Raw genomic sequence first — 25185 nt, 5'->3', positions numbered from 1 at the left:
AGCTTGCCAAAAACTGTAATCTGAAGCTATAACCGCCTGTATAAGCTAGGGACAGCCGACAAGTATGAATGGTGAAGTCTTAGGCGATCGCTACCAAATCGAACAACAGCTTGGGAAACGCGCTGGACGCCGGACGCTACTCGCGCGTGACGAAGAAACGCAACAATTAGTAATAATCAAAGTATTGACTTTTGGCGGTGATTTTGAGTGGGAGCATCTTAAGTTATTTGAACGCGAAGCCGAAACTTTAAAATCCTTAGCACATCCGGCTATTCCGCGCTACCTTGACTTTTTTGAAGTTAATTCACCCAACAGCAAAGGATTTGCTCTCGTACAAACTTATATAGAAGCAAAATCTCTAGAAGAACATCTTAAAGGTGGACGTAGTTTTAGCGAAGCCGAAATCAAACAACTGGCAACATCAATTTTAGAAATTCTAATTTACCTACATGGGCGTCAACCTGCTGTCATCCACCGCGATATCAAACCGAGCAATATTTTATTAACTAATCGTACTGGTAATAGTATCGGAGAGGTTTATCTGGTAGATTTCGGTTCGGTGCAAACGCTAGCTGCCAAAGAAGGTGGGACGATTACTGTAGTGGGAACTTATGGCTATATGCCACCGGAACAATTTGGCGATCGCGCAGTTCCATCATCCGACTTGTATAGCTTAGGCGCAACGTTGATTACTTTGGTAACGGGCACTCATCCAGCAGATTTACCGCATAAGGATGGACGAATTCAATTTGAGCAAGCGGCTAATCTTAGCCCAACATTGAGTAGCTGGTTAAGGTGGATGACAGAACCCAGCTTAGAGCGACGCTTGGCTTCAGCCCAAGAAGCACTGCTAGCTTTGGAAGAAGAATACTTAACAGTAGATAGTGCCGCTGTAGCTGTTAGGAAACCAACGGGTAGCAAAGTTCTGCTTATCAATAATGCCGATTTTATTGGAATTCAGATTCCTCCCAAGGGATTTACTTCGGAAATTAGACAATTGTGCTTTTTTGCGATCGCTTGGAATTCATTCATCTTTGTGTGGACAAGTTCTGTCCTATTTGCAGCGTCCGGCTTCAACTTATTTATGGTGTTGTTTTCACTACCCTTTTGGTATGCTGGCGTGAGTATGATCTGGCAGATTCTCTTTGCGTTGTTTGGACGAGTTTACCTGCGTATCGACCGGCAGCAAATTTCCTTAGCCTATGAGCTATTGGGATTGAAATTCAATTTTTCTAGGTTGGCACAAAGACAAGACATCAGTATGCTGGAACACACCAGAAAATACTTGACCACTGGTGCAAGGGGTAGGCAAGTTGAGGTCAAACCCCGCGTTATTATTTGGGCGGGAACGCAGAACTATGAGTTGGCATCTGGTGAGTTGGTGACTGAACCGGAACTCGATTGGATCGCTTATGAATTGAGCCAATGGTTGAGATTGCCGATTACAAGACCGATAACAACTGAACAGCTTCCTCCAAATGATAGATAGTCTCCTATAGTTAATTGTGGATAGTTCGCAGGAGACGGGTATGTTTGGTTTAGGATGGCCTGAAGTGGGAGTAATCGCGATCGCAGCGATTTTAATTTTCGGCCCCAAGAAGATTCCCGAACTGGGAAGCTCGCTGGGTAAGACTTTACGCGGGTTCAAGGACGGAGTAAGGGGCGTGGACGATGAACCAGCAGATGAAGATCAAGACCTCAAATAACGTGTAGGGACACGGCATTGCCGCGTCCCTACAAATATCTAACCGATGAGCCTTTAAAGGGTCTGTGCTACAGACGCCTTCAAGCTATTTTGATTTTCCACCGACGGCGCAATCGGCTGATGTCCGTTCTCCGTTTGAGGGCGACGCGCCTCAATTAAGCTAATCGCACGAGTGACGCTTTCTGGCAAAATGACCACTAAACTGCCTTCTGGTGCTTGCCCCAGCGCCGTATTTATAGCGGTCGTCTCATCCAGAATGGTTTCATAGCGGGAATCTGGCTTTTCTTGCTGAATTCCCTGAGAGATTAAGGCAGCTGCCTCGCCGCGAGGACGCCCGCGCGTATCATCATCTTCCTTGATAATGATGCGGTCAAACATATTTGCCGAGAGTGTGCCCAGAGTCACGAAATCTTCATCGCGGCGATCGCCAGGACCACCTACCACACCAATTCTCTCACCAGGCCAGTTGCGGACAAAACCACCCAACGCCTCATAGCTGGCTGCATTGTGAGCATAATCGATCAGAGCATTATAGTTGCCCATCTCGAACATATTCATTCGTCCTGGTGTCTGAGAAGCCGAGGCGCGGAATGTATTTAAGCCCTGACGAATTTCCTCAATCTTCACCCCTTCCGCAAAAGCCGCCAAACTCGCTGCTAGCGCATTGGCAATTTGAAAAGGTGCCCGTGCCTCCATCGTCAGTGGCACATTCACCGCTTGTTCAATCCGTAGTACCCAATCTCCCTTCAAAATCGACAGATAGCCATTTTCATAAGCTGCTGCCAAACCGCCCCGGCGGGTATGTTCTCGCACCAGCTCATTTTCTGGATTCATGGTGAAATAAGCGACTTGTCCTTGCACCCGCCGCGCCATCGCTGCCACGAGGGGATCGTCGGCGTTCAGGACGGCATAGCCTTCTGGCATCACTGATTCCACGACTACGCTCTTGAGATGAGCCATATCTTCGATCGTTTCAATATCGCCAATTCCCAGGTGGTCGGCAGCCACATTTAAGACCACGCCCACATCAGAGGCGCTGAAGGCTAAACCAGAGCGGAGAATCCCCCCCCGCGCCGTTTCTAGCACCGCCACTTCTACTGTGGGATCTGAAAGAATCAGCTGGGCACTTTGAGGGCCGGTGTTATCCCCCGGTTCCACCATATAATCCCCAATGTAGGTGCCATCGGTGGTGGTGTAGCCAATTGTTTTCCCCGTCTGCTTGAAAATGTGAGCAATCAGACGAGTTGTTGTCGTTTTGCCGTTGGTGCCAGTGATGGAAATGATCGGAACGCGAGTGGGGGTTCCTGGCGGAAAGAGCATATCTAGCACGGGGGCAGCCACATTTCGCGGCAAACCCTGGCTAGGACAAACGTGCATCCGGAATCCGGGGGCGGCGTTCACCTCAACAATCACCCCATCCACTTCTCGCAAGGGTTTGCTGATATCAGATGTCACCACATCAATTCCAGCAATATCCAACCCGATAATCTTGGCGACTCGTTCGCAAAGCCAGATATTTTCGGGATGGATTTCGTCAGTCCGGTCAACTGCAATCCCGCCGGTGCTGAGGTTGGCTGTTGCCCGCAGGTAAAAAATCTCTCCAGCGGATAGCACGGTTTCTAGGGTATACCCCTGCCGTTGCAACAGCGAGAAGGTGGTGCGGTCTACTTCAATTTTGGTGAGGATGTTATCGTGCCCTTCACCTCGATGGGGATCGCTATTGGTTAGCTCAATCAATTGCTCAATCGTGGATCTGCCATCTCCCACAACATGGGCGGGGACTCGTTCCGCAACTGCCACCAATTTGCCGTTGACGACTAATACTCGGTGGTCGCGTCCGCTATAGTAGCGTTCAATAATCACCGAGCGAGTTTTAGAAGCTGTACTGGCAGCATCATAGGCTTCTTCTGCTTGTTTGAAGTCGGTGATGTTGATAGTAATGCCCCGCCCGTGGTTGCCATCGAGGGGCTTGAGGACGATTGGGTAGCCACCCACCTCGTCAATGGCGTCTTCAAGTTCGTCCAGGTAGTGAATCACTGTGCCGCGTGGAACCGGCACCCCGGCTTCGCGCAACATTTTTTTGGTGCCTTCTTTGTCTGAGGCAAGCTCGACGCCCAAAATGCTGGAGTGGTTGCTCAAAGTTGCCTGCATTCGCTTCTGATAGACGCCATACCCTATCTGAATCATGGCGCGAACGCTTAAAGGCATCCAGGGAATTCCCCTGGCTTCGGCTTCTTTGACAATGGTTTCGGTGCTGGGGCCGAGGGCAGCATCCCGTGCGAAATCTCTCAGGTCTTTGAGATCCTGTGCTAACTCTTGAGCGGAGTAGGTGCCGGTGTCTACAATGCTCTGACAGAGGCGCACGGCTGCTCTGGCGGCATAGCGACCAGCTTGTTCATCGTGGTACTCAATGACCACCTGGTAAATGCCTGGGGTGGCTGTTTCGCGGGTGCGACCAAAGCCAGCTGGCATCCCAGCGAGTTCCTGGAGTTCTAGGGCAACGTGTTCGATGATATGTCCCATCATCGTGCCTTCTTTGACTCGGCTCAAGAAACCACCTCGACAGCCAGGGGAACAGAAGTGTTCTTCCAGACTTGGTAGCACCTGGATTAATCCCTCGTAGAAGCCAGGAATCTGATTAGATGGCTTTTCTGCAAGTTCTTCTAAATCTAGGCGCATGACGACCAATTTTTGCCGTCGAATACTCCAGTAGTTGGGACCCCGTAATGTCTGGATTTTTAAAATTCTCATGGCTACTTTTGCGGGTGATTCAGAGGATGTGAGCTGTCGAATGGCGGATAGGGACGAAGATGCAAGCAATTTAACATCTGCTGCTTTTAAGAGGAAATTTTGCCATAAAGGCTTCGCCCTTACTGAATCCGCTGCTACTTTAAGCAATTCCCTAGTTTCCAGCTTTAAAAAGTCACTAAACTGTTCTCCACGAACAGTTTTTTGCCAAAAGGGCAATCATGACAAGTTTCAAATTTGGAATTGAAGTACCGCTGGTAATATTCACTCATCTTCACTCATCAGCCATCGGGTAGCAGGATGACTCGCTGGTGTAAATGGTAGCGATCGCCATAACTGAGAATGTGCAATCGTAGATTGAAAATACTAATCGGATCGGTTGCTCCGACTAAAGATTGATTGGTGTGAGATATCTCCCCAGGATCGACGATAGACACGGTGCCTTTGCCGACTACCTGCAAAAGACCATCCGCTTCCACTAAGGCGCAGGTATCTTCGTCAATCCCAATCCCTAATTTGTCTGGATGAGCCGAAATCGCACTAATCAGACGCGCCATGCGATTGCGATTGTGAAAGTGTTGATCCACGATCACATCCGGTAAAATTCCTAACCCTAGTGCCATATCGACTAGGGAACGATTGGGAGACTCGCCGCTACCGCCTCCCGCAATCATATGATGACCCATCACCGCCGCGCCTGCACTGGTTCCTGCCAGCGTGATCTCTCCCAGTTGCGCTCGGTATCGGATTCTTTCCATAAATGGCGTCTCGCCAAGCAGTCCACAGAGTCGAAGTTGGTCGCCTCCAGTCATAAAAACCCCTGTACACTCTTCAATGTACTCCTGCATCAAGGGATCGTAACTCTGTTCGCGTTCGCGGATATCTAACACTTTCACTACTTTCGCACCCATCTCTTGAAAGATGGTGAGGTAGCGATCGCCAATCACCGCAGGTTCTCTGGATGCTGACGGAATAATCGCAATGCAAGCATCCGTTGAGCCAGCACGATTAAAAAAGGTTTGTAATATCTCTCGTCCGTGAACTTTGTCTTCCGCACCGCCGATCACCATGATGGCGGTTTTCGTTGATTGGGGCATCCTCTGTACTAAGGATTGAGGTTCTAACTGCAACATCATGTGGCTCTTGAGCATAGGGTGATATCGAATACTATCGTTCTGCCAGTTGATAGGAATGCCAATTTATCCTGATGCATGGTTCTTGTTCAACTCTTGCTAACCCCCTTGCTCACCAGGAAAATCCCTATTTTCACGCTTGTCAATCGTCTCAATTTCCTGATCAATCTCTCTGGCAGGCGTTCCACCAACATCACCAAACAATTTAATTGTTTTTCTAGGTTGTTGAGTAACAAACGTTACAGATCGCCACTTGCTTGCTTGCTTGTCGGCTTAATCCTATATGCATAATGCCAGATTGAGTCAACTTTTTTTACAAAATATTTAACATTAGCTTGAGATTGGGGATACTGAGTAGTCTGTAATCGGTAGAGGGTCGTAGGTAATGGCTAAAATCAACCTACCACTCACTATCACCGACTTCTGCTGTGCGATTTGATATTGTTACTCTTTTTCCAGATTTTTTCTCCTCTCCCCTGAGTTCGGGACTGTTGGCGAAAGCTTTAGCCAAACAGATTGCTTCCGTGCATCTGATCGATCCCCGCAACTTTGCCACCGATAAACACCGCCGCGTGGATGATGAGCCTTACGGCGGCGGTGTGGGGATGTTGATGAAGCCAGAGCCGATATTTGGGGCGGTGGAGTCGCTACCAGTTCTACCCAGACGCGAGACGATCCTGATGACGCCGCAGGGAGAACCGATGAAACAACCGCTGTTTCGAGAATTGGCAGCCAATTATGACCAATTGGTAATTATTTGCGGTCATTATGAAGGTGTCGATGAGCGGGTGCTGAATTTGGTGACACGGGAGGTATCTTTAGGAGATTTTGTCTTGACTTGTGGAGAAATTCCGGCATTGGCACTGCTCAACGGCACCATCCGCCTACTACCGGGAACGGTGGGGAAAGAAGAGTCTTTAAAAGCAGAAAGTTTCGAGGCGGGATTGTTAGATTATCCTCAATACACCCGTCCGGCTGACTTTCGCGGGTGGAAGGTGCCGGATGTTTTGCTATCGGGGAATCATGGGGAGATTGAACGCTGGCGAAGAGATAGACAAATTGAGCGAACGCGCGATCGCCGTCCCGATTTATTTGCGGCTTGGTTAAAAGATTCTAGTTCCAACCCAAAACCCAAAACCATGAATCAGAATGAGCTTGAAAATGATATCGTCACCATTAGCCAACTACAAATTGCGCTAACAGCCCAGGCAGGTGCGATTCAATCAAAATTGTCTCAATTAAGTCTCACGGCGAATACCCAAACCCAGGAAGGGTTGATGCAGCTATTAAAAGCATCTGTTCAAGCATTGCTAGAAAATTCTGAATCCTGGACTCATATTTTGGGCAGTTCGCAGACAGTTTCCAGTCGAGAGGAAGCCGAAACAGTTTTCAACAAACTTTCGTTACAAGAACGCAGCAAATTTACGGCTGAAACCCTCTCTAACGTAGATGGCAAAATTAGCCAGCAACAAGTCGAACTCGATCCAGATGAAGAACTACCAGCATATATCGTAGTAACATTGCTCATCGGCACTGCTGACGACCAGCCGTTATTTAAAAACCTCACTTCTGCACAAGATGTCAAGCAAGCTTTAGAGAAAGTTACAGCCATCAGCCTCGACTATCTAATGGTGTTTGAACTACTCTGGAGTCCACAAACAGAAACCGATGCGCTCACTCAAGAGGAACTTTTGAGTGAGTACCGTGACCTGGTAGCGATCGCTTAATCTCAAGTTCTGTAACTGTTTTGCTCGCAGGCTGAGGGATAGATTCAAAAAGCTTAAATTATGGGGAAAATCAGCCGGGTTTGGTTTGGTTCCAAATTATGATTTTCTCAGGTTGAAGTGGAGTCGTCCCGGTGTTTAAAAAGCTTTTCAAATATGTACTGGTAGGTGTAGTGCTGGTGCTGGGCTACCACGCGATCGCGTCTGCCATTAGTGCAGCATCGACTCGTCAGCCTGTGTGGTCAGTAAACCTACACGCGAGTACGGCACTAATCGCTACAGAAAACCGATTGCTCGTGCCAACGGGGACTACAAAGCCTTCAGCCCTTCAGTCACTTGATCCTGCCACTGGGAAGGTGCAATGGCAGAGCCAGCAGCCGATTGGCAGGGTGTTTGCTGTAGATGGTAATACTATCTATGCCAGCGATTTTGGGTCACTGCCGCTGGTTGACGATCCCAAAAATCTAGTGACGCTTGATGCCAACACAGGGAAAACAAAAGCAGTATTGCCACTGGACAATCCAGACTTTGAGGGAGCGATCGGAGTATTTCAGGGAGCCTTCATTCTCAATAGTGATGTCAAACAGGGAGTAGAAAGCGATCACAACGAAATTTCTGCCCGTACTCCAGATAAACTGCTCTGGAAGTTTGTCACCCCTAAAGACAGTATGGTTTCTACCTCCTCTGAAAAATTACCTGTGGTTCAGAATGGAGTAGTATTTTTGCCCGTGTTAGTTAATCCCAGTACACCCCAAAGAGGATACCAACTCACCGGATTAGATGCCGCTACAGGCAAAGTCCTCTGGACTTGGAACACCTCATCTGAGCTAACGGATGTCACAGTTTTAGGAGACACTGTATATCCGGCAGTGTATAGCAAAGACCGTACAGGAAAGGAACCTGGTTGGGTCAAGGCACTCGATTTAAAAACGGGCAAGGAACGCTGGACTCATACCATGCGGGGTGGTGAAGCCAAAATAGCTAGCGATCGCGAAGTGTTTATCTGGGACGGTGATGCTAAGACGAGTACGCGCTTTGTCGTTCTGGATCGGCAGACTGGGGCGATGCGTCGGCAATTTACTTTATCCCGCCAGGATGATCGAGAACCCAGACCCATCGCTCTGGCAGACAATATTATTTATACAGGTGATATGGAGATCGAAGGTTTTAGCGCTCTCGGTTTCTATGGCTCAGCTAAGAACCATAGCCGGGTAAATGCATTTGATGCTACAAGCGGACAACTGGTTTGGCACACTCCGCTCTTCCGTGAAAGCCACATCTATCGATTCGTTCTCAATGGCGCTCGCCTATTCTTAAGCAGTAACGCTGTGGGAAATGATGTCAAGAGTGTTGTGCAGTCCTTTGCCACTCGCTAGAACTAGCCATTGCCCTAAAGAATAGCTTTTAGGTTAATTTGTGGATAAGTTTATAGCAATCCTAAATAATTTCTAAACGTGAGATACCCGACTTTTCTAAGAAGTCAGGTATCTAAACGGCTAGCATCTCAGAACTCAAAAAGGATTGCTATATTGCCACAAACATCTCTGCCGTCCTAGAGAATTAATAATCGCGATTATTAATCACTCTCTGAGTTATTCATCTTGCCACTCCAGATCAAGTAAATCGAACCTGGTAGCCAAAACAATAAAGTTATTCCTATGTTGGCATAGTTACGGGTACGAAATCCTTCAACAATATTAAATATGCATGCTGCGACACCATAGGCACCCAAAATTCGCAAAGTTATCCATTGGCTACGTGGGAAAAAACATAAGATTGCACTGAGGAAGCATATCACTATAATTGCGCTTGCCAAAAACAAGGATTCCGATCGCCTTTCAGGAGGCAAACCAGGAATGATACGGGACATCTCCGTTAGGAGATGTATCCCGGCAATGACACAGAGTGTTCCCAGGACTTTCCACCAAAATCTACTCATTATTTAAACCACTTTTAGAATGTCAAAATTATATTTGTTCGGGAGTTTTATGCAATAAATCAGTTGTACCTCAATAAACAACACAATAGTTATTGTCTACTCCCTTCCTGTTTATCGAGCTGAGACTTTCTGGCTCTTTCCGCTTGTTGCAGTTTCTGGCGGGCATCTGCATCCTTAGGGTTGAGTTTGAGATATTGCTTAAAAGCTGCGATCGCTTCTGGTAACTTTCTCTGTTTCATCAAAGCTGTTCCCAAAAAGTAATAGATGTCACCATTTTCATCTTTCTTTTCAGATTTCAGTAGAATCCCTTTACGGTAGGTAGCAACTGCCTCATCTAATTTGTTTTGTTTAACTAGAACCTGTCCCAACCCTTGATAAGCATCTGTATAGGCAGGATAGAGTTCAATCGCTTTGCGGTAAGCCGCGATCGCCTCATCTAATCGGTTTTGTTCAGCCAGTATCCACCCCAACCCTTCGTAAGGTGGATGGTAATTAGGTACAACCTGAATCGACTTTTGGTAGGCAGCAATAGCTTCTTCTGGTTTTTTCTGTATAGTCAAAGCATCCCCTAAACGCAGGTATGTCAGGTTGGCCTTTGGGTCTAACTCAATCGATTGACGATAAGCTGCTATCGCCTCATTAGTTTTTTCTTTCCCCAGCAAGGCGTTTCCTAAGTGGTAGTATGCATCGTCATTCTTCGGTTCTATCTCAAGAGTTTTGCGAAAACTTACCTCTGCTTCGTCCCATTGACGTTCGTGAGATAAGGCAAGCCCCAACCATAGATGATTCTTCGCTTTTTTGGGTTGCTGTTCAGCTGCTGTGCGACAATGGGCGATCGCTTTTGCACTTTCTCTTTGTTCCACTAACGCAAAACACAGACCAAAGTGGGCATCGACCAACGTTGGGTCAAGTTGCAGAGCTTTGTTATAAGCTAATACAGCTTCGCTGAGCATCTTCGGTTTGGTGAATAGCCAATCCCATGCCAAAGATTGTTGTTGTAACTGGCTAGCGATCCGAATGCCTTTACCTGAACTTTTCCAGAACGTCATGTAGGCATCACCAAGTTTGAGAAAGGCTTGAGGATCGGTAGGCGTCACTTGAGTCTTTTGGCGATAGATAGCAATCTTTTGTTGATCTGCTTTCACCTGCGATAAGGTCTGGTAGTCTCGCCAAAAAAACCAGGTATGGTAAGCTCCTACCGCTAGACCCAAACCAAGAATAGAGAGAATAAGAATTTTCCGAGGTTGCTTGATTTTTAAAATCATAATTATTTTTTAATTTTTACTGGCTCCAATCCAATTATCAATAAAAATTCAGGTATTGCTCATACAAAAAGGCATCAAGAAATTTCGACATATAGACTAAATTGATTATTAACTAATTTCCGGCTTTCATAAACTAAGCTGAAAAAACAAGTTACTTTTGCTAAGCTCAAGCCTGTTTCGGACTCATGAAAAATTTTGCCGGCGAGTTTTGTTGACCTACAAATATTCCGCTCGATTGTAAGTATTTGCTGATCCAAAATGCTGATATCTAGCGATTAATTTAGCACTCCCAACTTAAATTAATTCTAAAATTTTCCTGTAATTAATTAATTAATGTAAAGATATCCGCAGATTGACTGCAACCTTATCACCTCGACAATAGTGGTAAGGAAAAGCTAGCGTAGAGGAGAAGAATGGAACGGCGAAAATGCTACGAAACGTAAAACTTCAGTTGCTTTGGGCGACAGTCCTGAGTTTCACGGTAGTCAACAGTGTGAATATTCATCTGCCCATCGGCAATCAAGAAACCGGGCTAAAGATTGGCAATGAAGCCCACGCTAGAAGTAGTGGCGGACGGAGTGGTGGCGGCTCTTTTCGCTCTTCACCGTCGCGTTCTAGTTCCAGTCCCAGTCGCTCTAGTAGCGGTAGTAGCTCCTCTCCCAGAAACTCTACACCATCGCAGTCCAGTAGGGGCAGTACAGGTGGGCGAGCAGGCGGCGGCTCTTTTCAAAGAACCATTCCCCTGCCGTCCTCAATCAGAACTCAACCGACGCGCCCGAACTCGTCCTGGAATGACCCTTACTATAGACAACCGGGAAGCACTGTCATCGTGCCGGTTCCTGTTGCACCGCCGCCCGTCTATACCTATCCCAACAGCGTTCCTGCAAATCAATCAACGTATCCTCAAACCCTACCAGGAGCCTCAAATTCTGTTCCCGCTCAAGTACCAACCAATTCTGGCTATTCTTCCAACGCTAGTAACTCATCGAGTGATTTTCCTTGGCTTTTCTTATTGATGTTGTTGGCAGTTGGAAGTATTGGACTTTGGGCTTATTTCATCTTTTTGAAGAAAAAGGGCGGGAGTGCGGCTCAAGAACTAGAGAATGATACGGTTACGGTCAGCAAGATACAGGTGGCATTGCTGGCTCAAGCTCGAAGCATTCAATCTCATCTGACGGAACTGAGCCTGAATGTAGATACAGATACTTCTGAGGGGTTGATGCAGCTGCTACAAGAATCAGCTTTAGCATTATTGCGATCGCCTGAAAATTGGACTCATGTTTTAGCGAGTTCGCAGACGGTGAAAAGTCGAGAGGACGCCGAGGCAATTTTCAACCAAGTTTCTATACAAGAACGCAGCAAATTTAGTGCGGAAACCCTTACAAATGTGGGTGGAAGAGTTAGACAGCAAAAACCCGTGATGCCTAGCTTGGATGATGACCCAGCAGCTTATATTGTGGTCACGTTGCTCGTCGGGACAGCGGATGATAAGCCGTTATTTGAAGAAATTCGTACCGCCGAAGCCTTAAAGTCAGCTTTAGAGAAAGTAGCGTCCATCTCCCCTGACTATCTAATGGTGTTTGAATTGCTGTGGAGTCCTCAAGCGGAAACCGATAGCCTTACCTACGATGAGCTATTAACTGAATACACCGATATGGTGCAGATTTAGCCGCAGCGTTTAGTCCTACCGCTTGCAAAAGTCTTTCGATGCCCTCAGACTGGAAGTTTGGGGCTATACAAACGAAGCCTGCCGATCCAGGCTTCAAGCCGAAATAATTTTATAGTCTCGCGTTGCGCGGACTTCGTTTGTGTAGCTGCGGCTTCGAGTCGCCAAGCCAAGTATTTTTGCTGAAGTTTTGCTGAAAACGGATAAATGGCTAAGATTCGCATCGGAAACGGTTACGATATTCACCGCTTAGTTACAGGGCGTCCTTTAATTCTGGGAGGAGTGAAGATTGAGCATGAATTGGGGTTGCTGGGGCACAGCGACGCCGATGTGCTGACTCACGCGATTATGGATGCGATGCTCGGTGCCTTGAGTTTAGGGGATATTGGTCATTATTTTCCCCCGACAGATCCCCAGTGGGCGGGGGCTGATAGTCTGGTACTGCTCAAGCAGGTGTATCAGCTAATTCGGGCGCGAGGTTGGCAAATCGAGAATATTGACTCGGTGGTGGTGGCGGAACGTCCGAAGCTGAAGCCGCATATTGAGAAGATGCGCGATCGCTTATCCGATGTCCTAGAATTAAAACCCGACCAAGTAGGCATCAAAGCCACTACAAATGAAAAATTAGACTCAGTTGGGCGCGAAGAGGGAATTGCAGCTTATGCTGTAGCCTTACTGGTAGCTTCTGATTAACTTGGCTCAAACCTATCGAGTTAAAAGGTTGAAAATGTTTAGGATAGGAATGAACTGAAAACGGATAAGGTAGAGACTCGCAACGCGCCGGGAGAATTAGGGCAAGGTAATGGAAGCTGGAAGATTGGAACTGACTCAGGGCGATCGCACTTTACATTATCGTCCTGATATTATTGCCCGCAATCGTGAAGGGCAAACCGTTCTAGTAGTTGAAGTCAAAGCTACTCAAAGCAAAAGTAGTAAGGCTAATCCATCGGCGCTTGCACAACTCAAATCTCAATTGCAAGCTGCAAACGTGAAAATTCCCTTCGCTATGCTGGCTGACCTTGAAAACATTGAGATTTTTCAATGGGACGGTGCTAATTTATCGGAACCCATTAGCGAACTGAAAACGGCAGCCATACTTAATCATTACGACCCCGAATTTAGCAGCAAACGGATATTTGAGCGATACTTGGCGACGCTCGTGCAAGCTTGGGTGCGCGATTTAGCCTATCACTGGAAATCGGCAAAGCCGCCAGCATCAGAGGAATTGGCAGCTATCGGTTTGTTGCAGGCGCTGGAAGATGCAGAGACTTACTTTGAAGGTGGCGCTTCTTGGTGATACTTTATGTTGAAACTAACTTCCTGATGAGCATTGCCACAGGACGTGACTCCCAAGGCGATATTCTTCAACAAAGCTTGGATACACGTTTGCTCGAAAAAGATCCTACAGATAACTTGATTTTGCATTGCATTCTTAATCATGCACGCCTGCATCCCACAGATAGGAAAGTATTCCTCAGCGCCAATGTTAAAGAATTTAATACACCAGAAGTACAAGCTGCTTTGCATGATGCTAGCGTGGTTAAGTATTTAGTCCGCACACAAGATTTCCTCGGTTGGTTAGAGTCTCAGTAAGTTTTAATTAATACTCGTACAGACAATCATTATGAAATTCTCTGCTACTATTCCCCTAATCTGGCGTCGTTTGTTAGCTGCCATGCTGGCGATGGTTAGCGCGATCGCGCTCCACAGCTGTAGCCTGAATCAATTCAATACAAAAGCTGCTCAGGTGCCTCAGCTGGTGAACAGTATTCTGCAAGATCCCAAAACTTTTAACTATGCCCTGAGTCAAGAATCGCCTAACGTTTTTGGCTTAATTTACGAGGGGTTAATTACTGAAAACGGCGATGGCGAACTTGAAGGCGCTTTAGCCGAATCTTGGGAAGTCGCCCCAGATAAAAAGCGAATTGTTTTTACCATGCGAGAGGGGTTGAAATGGTCTGATGGTCAACCACTGACCGTTGATGATGTCGTTTTTACCTATAATGAAGTTTATTTCAATGAAAAGATTCCCACTGATATTAGAGACATTTTAAAGATTGGCAAAGCTCGCCTGCTGCCCACTGTCCGCAAACTTGATGAACGACGGGTTGAATTTACAGTTCCAGAACCTTTCGCCCCATTTTTGCGCTACACGGGACTCGCAATTTTACCCGCCCATGCCCTGAGAGAATCCATTGTCACAAAAGATTCAGATGGAAAACCCAAGTTTCTGTCTAGCTGGGGAATCGGCACCGATCCCAAAAAAATTATTGTCAATGGGCAGTATCAGATAGAAAGCTATCAAACTAGCGAACGGGTGATATTTAGACGAAATCCTCATTACTGGCGCAAGGATGCTCAGGGTAATCAACAGCCATACATCGAGCGTATCGTCTGGCAAATTGTTGAAAATACTGATACTTCTTTTATCCAATATCGTTCTGGCGGTTTGGATACGCTGGGAATCACGCCGGAATATTATTCTCTCCTTAAACAAGAAGAAAACCGGGGCAAATTTAAGATTTACACGGGTGGCCCAGAACTCAGTACAACTTTTTTGGTTTTTAATTTGAATAAAGCCAAAAATTCTCAAAATCAGCCTCTTGTAGACCCAATTAAGTCTCGTTGGTTCAATAAGCTTGAGTTTCGCCAAGCGGTTGCTCACGCCATCGATCGTCAGAAAATGCTGAACAATCTCTATCGAGGACTCGGAGAACCGCAGAACTCCCCGATTTACAAGCAAAGTCCTTACTATTTATCCCCAGAGCAAGGTCTCAAAGTCTACGATTACGATCCAGAAAAAGCTAAAGAATTGCTGCGAAAAGCTGGATTTAAATACAACCCACAGGGTCAACTTTTCGACGCAGATGGCAATCGGGTGCGCTTTAGTATGCTCACCAATTCAGGAAATAAGCTGCGGGAAGCTATTGGCGCTCAGATTAAACAAGACCTTGGCGCAGTTGGGATTCAGGTAGACTTTAATGCGATTAACTTCAATACGTTGATTGAAAAAGTTTATACCCAACGGAAATGGGATAGTTATATTGGCAAAATTGCCGGTGGCGGCATTGAGCCAAATGGTGGCGCAAACACTTGGACAACGAAAGGGGGTTTACACACTTTTAACCTAGGACCGCAAGCTGGAGAACCTCCGCTGAAGGGTTGGGAAGTTGATGACTGGGAATTGGCAATTGAAAACCTTTACATTAAAGGTGCCAGCGAACTTGATGAAAGTAAGCGGCGCGAGATATATGTCGAAAGCCAGCGCATCACCCAGGAAAATTTACCCTTTATTTATCTGGTAAATCCGTTTTCAATGGAGGCAGTGCGCGATCGCGTTCAGGGCGTTAAATTCTCTGCCCTTGGTGGAGCCTTCTGGAATCTTTATGAACTCAAAGTCGCAGAAAACAAAAACATTCCGTAAACAAGGCAAAAAACAATTAGGTAAAGGGAAGGAAAAGAGTAATTTCCTGCTTCCTCTTTTTCTATCTTTTTACTTTTTGCTTTTTCCTTTTGCTTTATTCGGCTGTCACCCGACTTTACTCAAAACGCAGGCATCTGAGAAAGTATCCCAGTTGGTGACAGCTACATTAAGCGATCCCAAAACTTTTAATTGGGTACTTAATCAAGAATTTCCCCATGTTTTTCTATTCACTTACGAAGGATTAACGTCTGAAAATAGCGTTACGGGTGAAATTGAGCCTGCATTAGCTGAATCTTGGGAAATATCAGAGGATAAACGGCGAATCGTTTTTACCCTCCGAGAAGGATTGAAATGGTCGGATGGTCAGCCACTGACAGCGGATGATGTTGTCTTCACGTATGAAGATGTGGTTCTTAATAAAGAGATTCTTACCGATGCCAGAGATAGCCTAAAAATTGGCACATCTGGTGCTTTTCCGCAAGTCAGAAAGCTAGATGCACGGCGGGTTGAATTTATTCTGCCAGAACCGTTTGCTCCTTTTTTGCGAACTACAACTGGCTCAAAAAACGATGCGATCGTGATTTTGCCAAAACACGCCCTTGAGGACGCGGTAAAGTCGAAAAACTCAGAGGGAAAACCCAGGTTGATGTCTATCTGGGGAGTGGATACCAATCCAGCGGAAATAATTGTTAATGGCCCTTATAAAATAGAAAGTTACACCACTAGCGAACGGGTCGTATTTCGGCGTAACCCGTATTACTGGCGACGAGATGTACAAGGCAATCAGTTGCCTTACATCGATCGGATCGTGTGGCAAATTACGGAAAATATGGATACTCAGCTGCTTCAGTTCCGCTCTAATGGTTTAGATACGACTGACGGGTGGGGGCGATTGCGTCCTGAAGATTTTCCACTTTTAAAGCAAGAAGAAAAGCGCGGAAAATTTACAGTTTATACAGGTGGACCGCGATCGGGCACGACTTTTATTTCTTTTAATCTAAATAAAGGACGCCGGAACGGACGCCCTTTGCTCGATCCAGTTAAATCTCGCTGGTTCAATAATCTATCATTCAGACAAGCGGTTGCTTATGCCATCGATCGGCAAGCGATGATTAACAACACTTTGCGCGGTCTGGGTGAAATGCAAAATTCACCAATTTCTGTACAAAGCTCTTACTATATAACTTCGGCAGAAGGTCTGAAAGTATACGAATATAATCCCGAAAAATCTAAGAAATTACTATTAAGCGCAGGGTTTAAATATAATAATCAAGGTCAGTTGTTAGACGCTGATGGAAATCGGGTGCAGTTTACATTAATAACGAATGCTGAAAATCAAACCCGCGTGTCACTGGGAGCGCAAATTAAGCAAAGTTTGAGCCAAATTGGCATTCAAGTAGATTTTACCCCAATTGCCTTCAACACGCTTGTAGATAAACTCGCAAACACTTTAGATTGGGAATGTTATTTGCTCGGCTTTACCGGGGGCATTGAACCCCATAATGGTGCGAATGTCTGGTTGCCAGATGGCGGATTACACAGCTTCAATCAGGATGCCGTATCGGGGTCAAAGCCGATTCAGGGTCGAGAGGTGGCTGCTTGGGAGGCGGAAATTGGGCGTCTGTACATTAAAGCTGCCCAAGAATTAGATGAGGTCAAGCGCAAAGAAATCTATGCCCAAACTCAACGGATTACGCAGGAATATTTGCCGATGATTTATCTAGTCAACCCGCTGTCAATGTCAGCCGTGCGCGATCGCGTTACCGGCATCAAATACTCTTCTCTTGGCGGTGCCCTCTGGAATGTTTATGAGCTGAAAGTGACCGATTAACGGCAAAATTTACATCGCCAATTCTTGTTTTTGCATTTTCTATCCTTAATTTGAAGTCGTGACTCAACCTGAAGCTTTGCAATCCTTATTAGCAGCGGTTGCCGCTGGTGACGTTAGCCCAGAAGCAGCGTTAGAAAAACTCAAGCATTTTGCCTTTGAACCCGTGGGCGATTTTGCCAAAATTGACCATCACCGCACCTTGCGAACGGGTTTTCCAGAGGTGATTTGGGGGCCAGGAAAAACACCCGAACAGATTGCGGGGATTATGGAGGCGATGCGATCGCGCAACCCTGTCGTCATGGCAACGCGGATTGAACCGGCAGTTTATGCCCAGTTGCAGGAAAAAGTAGCTGGTCTCCAATATTACCCGTCTGCCCGAATCTGTGCCATTTCCCCTGCGACCATAGAACCCCAGTATTCGGGCACCATTGGCATCCTCTGTGCCGGTACAGCAGACTTATCCGTCGCGGAGGAAGCAGCAGTTACAGCAGAACTGTGTGGCTTCCAGGTGCAGCGCCTCTGGGATGTCGGCGTCGCGGGTATCCACCGCCTGTTAAGTAACCGTCACGTCATTGAATCGGCGAATGTGCTAATTGTCGTTGCCGGGATGGAAGGTGCTTTACCCAGCGTCGTTGCTGGTTTGGCTGATTGTCCCGTGATTGCAGTTCCCACCAGTGTTGGCTATGGTGCGAGTTTCGGCGGACTTGCGCCACTCCTGACAATGCTAAATTCTTGTGCAGCAGGCGTGGGCGTGGTGAATATTGACAATGGCTTCGGTGCAGCTATCTTAGCTGGACAAATCTTGAGGACGGCGCACAAACTGAAATTATCTGGGCAGTAGAGTAGTATTGCCCACTCATGCCATGACGGCGAGTAGGGGTATTGCCATACCCCTACTGATGTATCGCACCCAACCCTGGAATGGCTATATATGCTATTTAAAGATGGACAGCTAAAAATTAAATTTTTACCCATCAACTAAACCCGATGCCTACCTCCAAGACAGAAGCAAAGCAACTCTTAGAACGCTTGATTTTTGAAGCTGAACGTCCTCAAGACTGGGTACAAGATGTTTGGGGATTGAGTCCTACTTTAGGAGAAAGTGCTGCAAAATTGTTAGAAGTTTTTGAAGCGTTGATTGAGTGCTGTCCTGAAGAAAAGTTAGAAAATTTATTGCAAACTTTGTATCAGGACTCGCTTCAGTAATCATTTAACCTGAGAACGCGATCGCACTTTTCCTGAGATAAAAGCGATCGCTATTAGGATGCGATCGCCTCTATGGAACTTGCGGGCAATTTTCTTAAGAGATTACCCGCCTTACACCAGACCACAGCGCTTGAAACTTAAGCAGCTTGGTTAGATTCATTCAAGGCAGAACGCTTATTCAGTGACAGCATCAGGCGGGAAACTCCCGTAAACAGAACGCTGACACCTACTAGCGTCCCAATCAACCAAGGCGCATTGAAGGGCCACTGGAACCAAATCATTGCGCCCAACACTAGCGTAATGATGCCGTCTGTCAGTACCCATGTCCAATTCTGTTGCGGACGCACCCGGAATGCCAGGATCAGGTTGAATACACCTTCTGTCAGCAAAAAGCTACCTAGCAACAGAGTCAGCGTCAGGACACCTGTTAAGGGGTAAAAGAAAAGCATTACGCCTGTGGCAATGTAGAGGGCGCTCAACAGGAGTTTCCAAATGAAACCGCCTTGCTCGCGAGTTTGAAAGGCATAGACTGCCTTAGTCGCTCCCGCACTAGCTAGGATCAAAGCAATCCAAGTCTCAGCGACAATTGTCGAGACATTCGGTACAGCGATCGCAACTATCCCCAAAACAATCAAAAGAGCGCCAGTCAAAAGCGATCCATTAATACCTTTGTTCTTGTTGATATCAGTAGAAACGTCGGTTGTCATAAAAATCTTTTTTCTATGCTTGAGTGAGCTATACCTTCACGCTAGAAAATTTCTCAAGGACTAGGTAGAACCTTAAGATAGATCACCCCGCCACACTAAGCTCTACCCACTGATATAGTTTGCGATCGCACATTTCTGTCAATTAATTAACCCCGTCAATTTATGGAAGCGATCGTTCGCTTATTCTGACTCCTCTAGTAAAGCTTGTCTATTCGGCTCTTTGCGGCTGCTTCAATTTCAAAACTCACTAGACAGCATCGGTATCCACTCGAATACCGTGAATGTATCTTTGCTTGCAATCTAACAGTAGAGTCAAGACTCCTTAAAGCGAGTTGATATGGCTTAAGTGCTACTGGTGAGAAGTTTTTTAGTCAATAGTATTTATGTCAAGGTAAATAGTCTATGCTTAAAGCGTATCCTGCCATTAGTCTAAAAGCCCCATGACTAGCAAGGAAGTGCTAAGAAGCGTTGCTTCAGAAATACAACTATTCGACGATATTGAGCAGAAAGAAATATTTCTGTTTGTGTTGGGAGCTTTGTTTTCTAAACTTATTAGCTTGAAAAAAGCAGCAGAAATTATGGGAGTAGAGCCGGATGCATTTCTTACGTTATTAGACTTGATGGGGCTTGAGTTTTCCTATTTAACTCCACAAGATATTCCACTTGAGAAGAATTGGTAAGCTCTCTTGAAGGTCATTTTTAACTCCTCCCCATTAATTTTTTTATCACGGCTGCAATTTTTGGATAGTTTTGTTGACTCTACCGATAAATTCTATCTACCAATATTTGTTGCAGAGGAAATCAGTGCTAAATCTGACGAAGCTTGTCTGCAAGTGAAAGCTTTGATTGATTCCGGTAAAGTTTCAGCCAAGACAATTAAATTAACTTCCTTAGCTAACAGTATAAATATGCGGCTAGGGAGAGGAGAGGCGGAAGCGATCGCGCTTGGTATTGAATTGCAAACAGACTACATTATTTTGGATGATTTTGCAGCCAGGAAGGAAGCAACTCGCTTGGGACTGAATGTTAAGGGAACGTTGGCAATTATTAGGACACTTCAAGCAGATAGCAAAATTACCATTGATAGCTTAGAGCAATTGTATCAAGACCTGGTAGGGATAAATTTCAGGGTTAAGCGATCGCTGTTTGATGCCATCTTTGAGGATTAGATGAGCGCGATCGCACCGCGCTCAATAGTAGAGGTAACGAATTCATCGGTAGCAGTATCATCACTTTCTCATACAATAGTTTCAGAGGTTTACAAGACTTTTAGACCCTCTTGGCTAAGCAAATATTCATAGACTCCTAACTTATGAACGAACCGAAAAATACCAAAGCTCCTCAATGGGGCAAAATCCTTGTCACTATTGGATTAGGAATGATCGCAGTGTCAATTGTCCTGGTATTCCTGGGGGTTTCAGGCGCGATGTTGCATAACATACTGCAAGTAGGTGGAATTGGAGTTGCAGTAGTTGGTTTCATCTTGTGGAAAGTTGTCAAGGTCTGATTCAGACAATCTTCGTTCGCCTTTTTCCGTCAATTAATGGGAGCGATCGCGCCTTGACTTGAATTTATGGGAGCGATCACAGTAAAGATGCGATCGCTCCTCACACTTATCAGATGAGCTAAGTGAGCTTGAAAACTGTAGATATCTCCTTGACTGAAGTCCATTTTCCACTCACTATAATCTTTTGTCTTGATATGCAACTTCCATAATTCTTTTAAGCATTACATCTGCTGCTCCATAAACATCATTTACACCTTGATATTTTTCTGATGGTTGGAATCCTTTCATCTTAGCGTTAATCAAAAATTGCTTGTATTGTCCTGAAATAAATAAATATATTTCCTCTTCAAATAATTTAGATGCTTTCTTTTGTTTAGGTTCAAAATATATTAATGAAAGAGCCAACCATTTTTTTGCGTCAACTATAGCTCCCTCTATAATATCCATGTTGCTTTCAATACTTGAAAGAGTTAGAAGAGTTGCCAAGCTTTGAATAGCTCCCCCATATATATTTCTTAGTTCACTTCTAAGCCAAATTTTATTCTCTCGCCTGGTTTGAGAATCAGTAGAAATGAGAGAAGTAAGCAAAGTAGTAATCACACTAGCAATAGCAGTAATAGAAGTAATAAATACACCAATAAGCACAGGGTTATTTAGTTGCATTTATTTTTAAACCTATTCTTGCTTGCCTAAAAGGTAAATATACCAAATACAACCCCTACAGTCAGATGTAGTTCGCTAGCAAATAAAGGGACGGGAAGCTGCTGTTCTGGTTCGTCAAACACCTTTGGCTGTTCGCAGGGTGAGCCTTACCTACCAAAACCATTGAGACTTATTATTATATATCCTCAACTTGCCCGCCGTAACTAGCTAAATACTCGCTCAACTGTCAGTTCTAATGGGATATCTTGGGGTACAGGCAAGCGATCGCTATCTCTCAGCAATGCCATCCGAGTATCTGACCACAGCACAATAATCACTCCTTCTGTCGGATCGATAAGCCACCCTAATTAAGTTCCTTCTTGCAGGCAAGTTTGAATTTTAGCAATCAATTTAGTGGTGCTTTGGTCGGGTGAAAGGATCTCAATCATCCAATCAGGGGCACCTTCAACAGCGATATTCTCAGAAGGGACTCGGTCTTGGTGAATAACTGTAATATCAGGAACGACAGAATTACTACTTAAGATGCAGCGTAGCTCTGGAAAAGCTTCATAGGGTGAATCCACTTGGTCAATTGTAGCCATCAGCCGTTTCTGCAAGATGCTGTGGAAAGCTATGGGCATAGATTTTTGATTTATTTGTCCGTCTACTAACTCCCAAGCTGGCGACTCCTCAATATTTGGCAGCTTCAGGAACTCTTGCAGGGTGAGCCGTTGAGTAGTGCTAGCCATCAAGATTCGCTCTATTAATGCTAGTTTTCAGTCTGGACAATCAACTCTCTTTCCCGAATTGCATTCCAATCAATTACAGCAACCCACAAGTTTTCTTCTGTCGAATACTGGATTACACCATCAACTTCCAACTCCTCACTGTAAAGTGTAAGAACTTGACCATCTTGCAATGAGATTTGCTGATGAGCTAGGTCTTCCATAGTTCCAATACAGTTTAAACGCAGCCGATCTTCAACATCTGCATTATGAAAGTCTGCAAAAACTCTCAGCTTTTCCATATCTTTTCTCTAATGTCTAAGTTTCTCGTGCTGGGTTAGCGATTGTTGGAGTTAAAAGAGCGCTCATCTGTTCAGGAAATAGTCCAGTTAAGGTTGCATGATATGGACTTCTTCCAGAAGTGCGAATTACATCACCACCTGCTTGACGAACCTCTTCTACAGTTGTAACACCGACTTGTGTATGAGGAATTGCTGCTGCTAGTTCTGCTAGAGATACGCCTGCTGCACTCTGTACCGATACTCCACTTACACCACTTGGACTTGGATGAATCCCAATCCCTCGCTGAATGTCTACCGGACGGTTAGCACCTCCTCGAACCACCAAAGCTTCATCGGAAATTCTTTCCATGATTACGGGTTCTTCTTGGTCGCTCATCCCAGGCTCGAAGCTCAACTACCGAAATTCTGTCTCTCTTTAGTAAAAACTGTACAGCAAGTTGACGTAGTGGTAGCGTGGGTGGGCATTGCCCACCGCAACCTTTTACACTTTAAATTTCTCGGTAATTCGCTTCATCGCCTCATTCACATTTTCCCGGCTATTAAATGCCGAAATGCGGAAATAACCTTCCCCCGCAGCACCGAAACCAGAACCAGGAGTTCCGACAACATTGCAAGTTTGCAGCAACTTATCGAAGAAATCCCAACTCGATAAACCATTGGGCGTTTTCACCCACACATAAGGCGCATTCACGCCGCCATACACCGCTAATCCGGCTGCTGTCAGTTGTTCGCGGATAATCTTGGCATTTTCCATGTAGAAGTTGACTAGCGCCTTCGTTTGCGCCTGTCCTTCCTCAGAGTAAACTGCCTCTGCACCGCGTTGCACGATGTAAGACACGCCATTAAACTTGGTGGACTGGCGGCGGTTCCACAGCTTCCACAGTTCCACATCAGAACCATCGGCGGCTTGTGCTTTCAGCGTTTTCGGCACAACCGTCAATGCACAACGGGTTCCGGTAAAGCCTGCATTCTTGGAAAACGAGCGAAACTCAATCGCACAATCTCTTGCACCTTCAATCTCGTAGATGGAATGGGGAAGCGCTGGATCGGTGATAAAAGCTTCGTAAGCCGCATCAAAGAAAATGATTGAGCCATGAGCTTTCGCATAGTTCACCCATGCTTTCAGGTGTTCCTTGGTGGCGGTTGCTCCCGTAGGATTATTGGGGAAGCAGAGATAAATTAAGTCAACTTTCTGCGAGGGAATCTCAGCGGTGAAGTTGTTCTCTGCGGTGATGGGTATGTACACCAAGCCGCCAAACTCGCCTTTATCGTTAGCAGCACCAGTGTGTCCCGCCATTACGTTGGTGTCTACATACACGGGATAAACCGGATCGGTGACAGCGATCGCGTTATCGTCGCCAAAGATATCGAGAATGTTACCCGTGTCGCACTTAGAACCGTCGGAGATGAAGATTTCGGAAGCATCAACGTCGCATCCCCGCGCTTGGAAGTCATGCGCCGCAATTTTCTCCCGCAACCAAGCATAACCCTGTTCTGGGCCATAGCCTTTGAAGGAAGCGCGATCGCCCATATCTTCAACGGCTTTAATCATCGCCGTGCGACAGGCTTCTGGTAGGGGTTCGGTGACATCGCCAATTCCCAGGCGAATAATTTTTGCGTCAGTATTTGCCTCTGCGAAGGCATTCACCCGCCGCGCAATTTCCGGAAACAGATAGCCAGCTTTGAGTTTGAGGTAGTTATCGTTAATCGTTGCCATGTTGAATCGCCACGAACGCCGTAAAATAGCTTACTGCCAATCGTCGCGTTACGATTCCACGGTTAATACTGTTGAGTGAATAAAGATTATAGATTGGGTCAGTGCGCTAGCGTCACTCCCCAACTACAGACAGCCAGTTAGGATAAGCAAAAGAATCCTTACCTTGCAACTTTGAACCTTGGTAAGTTTGAAATACTTGGCTGGCTACTGTTCCAAGGTTATCCATGAGCTTGTCATCTTCGCCTGTAGCTTCAAAAGCCAGACTCCACGAATCCTTGCCATTAATATTTAGCTGAGTGAGTTCAACAGCACAGTCTTGGTAAACACGCTGCGATCGCTCCTTCTTCACACTCATCCACGACTCTTTTCCCGCCACCTCTGCGGGAATAAAGCATTTTGAGGTGGGATCTTCACACGTCCACTTCGCCCATTTCTCTGCTTTCCCCTCCACCAAATCCCCAAAACGCAGCACTTTTAATTCGGCTTGACGCCACTTGATTTCCAGCTTTCCTTGCCGCAGTTTGATACCCAGGTAATCACAGTTAGGTAAGTATAAATACCAGTCTTCTCTATTTTCTGGCGATTCCATCTGTCCACTGAGGCTCTCTTGATTAAACCAATGTTCAATCTGTGTGGGGATTATGCCGTGATAAAACCAGCGCAGTTCCATCGTTACTAGCATCAGTTTTTCCTACCCAAAATGTTCAATTGCCGACTTTGAGGCTGCGTGACAGGAAGAAATCGATTGCCATATTAATTGTAGAGAGCGGCAACAATTTTATAAAACTATCTACCTTCAATAAGCCTATACGGTTAGTCAATATTGATTTAAAAAATTAGTTATAAAAGAGAAAGGCTGCAATTTAGTTCTTTTAATTATACAATTATTTAACAATAAAATTAATGCATTAAATCAATGCTTGTTTTACATTTGCAGACGGAGC

The 25185-nt window shown here is 45.7% G+C and carries 26 protein-coding genes and 1 pseudogene; 16 read left to right on the top strand and 11 right to left on the bottom strand.

Translation table 11 applies throughout. The features are described 5' to 3' along the window. The first annotated feature begins 64 nt into the window (after positions 1-64). Positions 65-1489 (top strand): serine/threonine-protein kinase, encoded by a 1425-nt coding sequence (locus H6H02_RS08660; protein WP_190816613.1) that lies wholly within the window; start codon positions 65-67, stop codon positions 1487-1489. A gap of 40 nt (positions 1490-1529) precedes the next feature. Further along, a complete protein-coding gene (tatA, locus tag H6H02_RS08655) occupies positions 1530-1706 on the top strand; it encodes a twin-arginine translocase TatA/TatE family subunit (RefSeq protein ID WP_190816782.1) in 177 nt (58 codons plus the stop codon). Positions 1707-1759: 53 nt separating this feature from the next. Here the strand turns inward: tatA and cphA are convergent, their stop codons facing one another. Beyond that, the gene (gene cphA / locus H6H02_RS08650) at positions 1760-4456 is read right to left on the bottom strand and encodes a cyanophycin synthetase (protein ID WP_190816611.1); all 2697 of its coding nucleotides are present in this window, start codon (positions 4454-4456) and stop codon (positions 1760-1762) included. 278 nt (positions 4457-4734) lie between these two features. Then, on the bottom strand, positions 4735-5586 hold the full coding sequence (locus H6H02_RS08645; protein WP_190816780.1) for a cyanophycinase: 852 nt from the start codon (positions 5584-5586) through the stop codon (positions 4735-4737). Between the two features lie 428 nt (positions 5587-6014). Here H6H02_RS08645 and trmD point away from each other — a divergent pair. From trmD to H6H02_RS08635, 3 genes and pseudogenes are all read left to right on the top strand, one after another. Then, positions 6015-6698 (top strand): annotated as a pseudogene (gene trmD, locus H6H02_RS27050) (tRNA (guanosine(37)-N1)-methyltransferase TrmD); the annotation flags it as partial. A gap of 27 nt (positions 6699-6725) precedes the next feature. Next, positions 6726-7313, top strand: coding sequence for a DUF1517 domain-containing protein (locus H6H02_RS27045; RefSeq protein ID WP_242040634.1), 588 nt, complete (start codon positions 6726-6728; stop codon positions 7311-7313). A 131-nt stretch (positions 7314-7444) separates the two neighbouring features. Next, a complete protein-coding gene (locus tag H6H02_RS08635) occupies positions 7445-8686 on the top strand; it encodes a PQQ-binding-like beta-propeller repeat protein (protein ID WP_190816607.1) in 1242 nt (413 codons plus the stop codon). Positions 8687-9338: 652 nt separating this feature from the next. Here H6H02_RS08635 and H6H02_RS08630 read toward each other — a convergent pair. Then, on the bottom strand, positions 9339-10514 hold the full coding sequence (locus tag H6H02_RS08630; RefSeq protein ID WP_190816605.1) for a tetratricopeptide repeat protein: 1176 nt from the start codon (positions 10512-10514) through the stop codon (positions 9339-9341). Between the two features lie 427 nt (positions 10515-10941). On the opposite strand from H6H02_RS08630, the gene H6H02_RS08625 reads away from it, so the two are divergent. From H6H02_RS08625 to H6H02_RS08590, 8 genes are all read left to right on the top strand, one after another. Further along, positions 10942-12183, top strand: coding sequence for a DUF1517 domain-containing protein (locus H6H02_RS08625; protein ID WP_190816603.1), 1242 nt, complete (start codon positions 10942-10944; stop codon positions 12181-12183). A gap of 204 nt (positions 12184-12387) precedes the next feature. Beyond that, positions 12388-12873, top strand: a complete 486-nt coding sequence (gene ispF, locus H6H02_RS08620) for a 2-C-methyl-D-erythritol 2,4-cyclodiphosphate synthase (RefSeq protein ID WP_190816601.1) — start codon at positions 12388-12390, stop codon at positions 12871-12873. 109 nt (positions 12874-12982) lie between these two features. Then, a complete protein-coding gene (locus H6H02_RS08615; protein WP_190816599.1) occupies positions 12983-13477 on the top strand; it encodes a type I restriction enzyme HsdR N-terminal domain-containing protein in 495 nt (164 codons plus the stop codon). Positions 13478-13503: 26 nt separating this feature from the next. Next, the gene (locus tag H6H02_RS08610; RefSeq protein ID WP_190816597.1) at positions 13504-13773 is read left to right on the top strand and encodes a hypothetical protein; all 270 of its coding nucleotides are present in this window, start codon (positions 13504-13506) and stop codon (positions 13771-13773) included. Positions 13774-13804: 31 nt separating this feature from the next. Then, positions 13805-15604 (top strand): ABC transporter substrate-binding protein, encoded by a 1800-nt coding sequence (locus tag H6H02_RS08605; protein ID WP_190816595.1) that lies wholly within the window; start codon positions 13805-13807, stop codon positions 15602-15604. A gap of 76 nt (positions 15605-15680) precedes the next feature. After that, positions 15681-17435 (top strand): ABC transporter substrate-binding protein, encoded by a 1755-nt coding sequence (locus tag H6H02_RS08600; protein WP_242040627.1) that lies wholly within the window; start codon positions 15681-15683, stop codon positions 17433-17435. Positions 17436-17493: 58 nt separating this feature from the next. Continuing rightward, complete coding sequence (gene larB, locus H6H02_RS08595) at positions 17494-18276, top strand: nickel pincer cofactor biosynthesis protein LarB (RefSeq protein WP_190816591.1); 783 nt, start codon at positions 17494-17496, stop codon at positions 18274-18276. A 146-nt stretch (positions 18277-18422) separates the two neighbouring features. Further along, the gene (locus tag H6H02_RS08590; protein WP_190428256.1) at positions 18423-18641 is read left to right on the top strand and encodes a hypothetical protein; all 219 of its coding nucleotides are present in this window, start codon (positions 18423-18425) and stop codon (positions 18639-18641) included. A 137-nt stretch (positions 18642-18778) separates the two neighbouring features. Here H6H02_RS08590 and H6H02_RS08585 read toward each other — a convergent pair whose 3' ends face one another. Further along, positions 18779-19348, bottom strand: a complete 570-nt coding sequence (locus tag H6H02_RS08585) for an HdeD family acid-resistance protein (protein ID WP_190816589.1) — start codon at positions 19346-19348, stop codon at positions 18779-18781. A 440-nt stretch (positions 19349-19788) separates the two neighbouring features. Between H6H02_RS08585 and H6H02_RS08580 the strand changes: the two genes are divergently transcribed. The 3 genes from H6H02_RS08580 (at position 19789) to H6H02_RS08570 (ending at position 20855) form a co-directional block, all read left to right on the top strand. Further along, positions 19789-20028, top strand: a complete 240-nt coding sequence (locus H6H02_RS08580) for a hypothetical protein (protein ID WP_190816587.1) — start codon at positions 19789-19791, stop codon at positions 20026-20028. 6 nt (positions 20029-20034) lie between these two features. Next, positions 20035-20517 carry a DUF3368 domain-containing protein gene (locus tag H6H02_RS08575; RefSeq protein WP_190816585.1) on the top strand — a complete coding sequence of 161 codons (483 nt, stop codon included), beginning with the start codon at positions 20035-20037 and terminating at the stop codon, positions 20515-20517. Positions 20518-20660: 143 nt separating this feature from the next. Continuing rightward, positions 20661-20855: a hypothetical protein gene (locus H6H02_RS08570; RefSeq protein ID WP_190816583.1), complete on the top strand. Its 195-nt coding sequence runs from the start codon at positions 20661-20663 to the stop codon at positions 20853-20855. 29 nt (positions 20856-20884) lie between these two features. On the opposite strand, the gene H6H02_RS27580 is transcribed toward H6H02_RS08570, so the two are convergent. From H6H02_RS27580 to H6H02_RS08540, 7 genes are all read right to left on the bottom strand, one after another. Beyond that, positions 20885-21019, bottom strand: a complete 135-nt coding sequence (locus tag H6H02_RS27580; RefSeq protein ID WP_277922534.1) for a hypothetical protein — start codon at positions 21017-21019, stop codon at positions 20885-20887. A gap of 10 nt (positions 21020-21029) precedes the next feature. Beyond that, positions 21030-21518 carry a hypothetical protein gene (locus tag H6H02_RS08565; RefSeq protein WP_190816581.1) on the bottom strand — a complete coding sequence of 163 codons (489 nt, stop codon included), beginning with the start codon at positions 21516-21518 and terminating at the stop codon, positions 21030-21032. A gap of 347 nt (positions 21519-21865) precedes the next feature. Continuing rightward, positions 21866-22246, bottom strand: a complete 381-nt coding sequence (locus tag H6H02_RS08560; RefSeq protein WP_199329068.1) for a Uma2 family endonuclease — start codon at positions 22244-22246, stop codon at positions 21866-21868. Between the two features lie 20 nt (positions 22247-22266). Beyond that, positions 22267-22524, bottom strand: coding sequence for a hypothetical protein (locus tag H6H02_RS08555; RefSeq protein WP_190816579.1), 258 nt, complete (start codon positions 22522-22524; stop codon positions 22267-22269). 16 nt (positions 22525-22540) lie between these two features. Beyond that, complete coding sequence (locus tag H6H02_RS08550; protein ID WP_242040625.1) at positions 22541-22900, bottom strand: flavoredoxin; 360 nt, start codon at positions 22898-22900, stop codon at positions 22541-22543. Between the two features lie 105 nt (positions 22901-23005). After that, a complete protein-coding gene (locus H6H02_RS08545) occupies positions 23006-24241 on the bottom strand; it encodes an LL-diaminopimelate aminotransferase (protein ID WP_190816577.1) in 1236 nt (411 codons plus the stop codon). Positions 24242-24353: 112 nt separating this feature from the next. Beyond that, a complete protein-coding gene (locus H6H02_RS08540; RefSeq protein WP_190816575.1) occupies positions 24354-24923 on the bottom strand; it encodes a hypothetical protein in 570 nt (189 codons plus the stop codon). Between the last annotated feature and the right edge of the window lie 262 nt (positions 24924-25185).

The sequence above is a fragment of the Coleofasciculus sp. FACHB-1120 genome (genome assembly GCF_014698845.1).
Taxonomy (GTDB): Bacteria; Cyanobacteriota; Cyanobacteriia; order Cyanobacteriales; family FACHB-T130; genus FACHB-T130.
Note: the sequence above shows the minus strand (reverse complement) of the source record. Positions and strands in the feature narration are given on the sequence as shown.

Coding starts and splice junctions, on each gene's coding strand:
- H6H02_RS08660 (WP_190816613.1), top strand. CDS start 65: ATGAATGGTGAAGTCTTAGGCGATCGCTACCAAATCGAACAACAGCTT.
- tatA (WP_190816782.1), top strand. CDS start 1,530: ATGTTTGGTTTAGGATGGCCTGAAGTGGGAGTAATCGCGATCGCAGCG.
- cphA (WP_190816611.1), bottom strand. CDS start 4,456: ATGAGAATTTTAAAAATCCAGACATTACGGGGTCCCAACTACTGGAGT.
- H6H02_RS08645 (WP_190816780.1), bottom strand. CDS start 5,586: ATGTTGCAGTTAGAACCTCAATCCTTAGTACAGAGGATGCCCCAATCA.
- H6H02_RS27045 (WP_242040634.1), top strand. CDS start 6,726: ATGAATCAGAATGAGCTTGAAAATGATATCGTCACCATTAGCCAACTA.
- H6H02_RS08630 (WP_190816605.1), bottom strand. CDS start 10,514: ATGATTTTAAAAATCAAGCAACCTCGGAAAATTCTTATTCTCTCTATT.
- H6H02_RS08625 (WP_190816603.1), top strand. CDS start 10,942: ATGCTACGAAACGTAAAACTTCAGTTGCTTTGGGCGACAGTCCTGAGT.
- ispF (WP_190816601.1), top strand. CDS start 12,388: ATGGCTAAGATTCGCATCGGAAACGGTTACGATATTCACCGCTTAGTT.
- H6H02_RS08615 (WP_190816599.1), top strand. CDS start 12,983: ATGGAAGCTGGAAGATTGGAACTGACTCAGGGCGATCGCACTTTACAT.
- H6H02_RS08610 (WP_190816597.1), top strand. CDS start 13,504: ATGAGCATTGCCACAGGACGTGACTCCCAAGGCGATATTCTTCAACAA.
- H6H02_RS08605 (WP_190816595.1), top strand. CDS start 13,805: ATGAAATTCTCTGCTACTATTCCCCTAATCTGGCGTCGTTTGTTAGCT.
- H6H02_RS08590 (WP_190428256.1), top strand. CDS start 18,423: ATGCCTACCTCCAAGACAGAAGCAAAGCAACTCTTAGAACGCTTGATT.
- H6H02_RS08585 (WP_190816589.1), bottom strand. CDS start 19,348: ATGACAACCGACGTTTCTACTGATATCAACAAGAACAAAGGTATTAAT.
- H6H02_RS08580 (WP_190816587.1), top strand. CDS start 19,789: ATGACTAGCAAGGAAGTGCTAAGAAGCGTTGCTTCAGAAATACAACTA.
- H6H02_RS08570 (WP_190816583.1), top strand. CDS start 20,661: ATGAACGAACCGAAAAATACCAAAGCTCCTCAATGGGGCAAAATCCTT.
- H6H02_RS27580 (WP_277922534.1), bottom strand. CDS start 21,019: ATGGACTTCAGTCAAGGAGATATCTACAGTTTTCAAGCTCACTTAGCT.
- H6H02_RS08565 (WP_190816581.1), bottom strand. CDS start 21,518: ATGCAACTAAATAACCCTGTGCTTATTGGTGTATTTATTACTTCTATT.
- H6H02_RS08560 (WP_199329068.1), bottom strand. CDS start 22,246: ATGGCTAGCACTACTCAACGGCTCACCCTGCAAGAGTTCCTGAAGCTG.
- H6H02_RS08555 (WP_190816579.1), bottom strand. CDS start 22,524: ATGGAAAAGCTGAGAGTTTTTGCAGACTTTCATAATGCAGATGTTGAA.
- H6H02_RS08550 (WP_242040625.1), bottom strand. CDS start 22,900: ATGAGCGACCAAGAAGAACCCGTAATCATGGAAAGAATTTCCGATGAA.
- H6H02_RS08545 (WP_190816577.1), bottom strand. CDS start 24,241: ATGGCAACGATTAACGATAACTACCTCAAACTCAAAGCTGGCTATCTG.
- H6H02_RS08540 (WP_190816575.1), bottom strand. CDS start 24,923: ATGCTAGTAACGATGGAACTGCGCTGGTTTTATCACGGCATAATCCCC.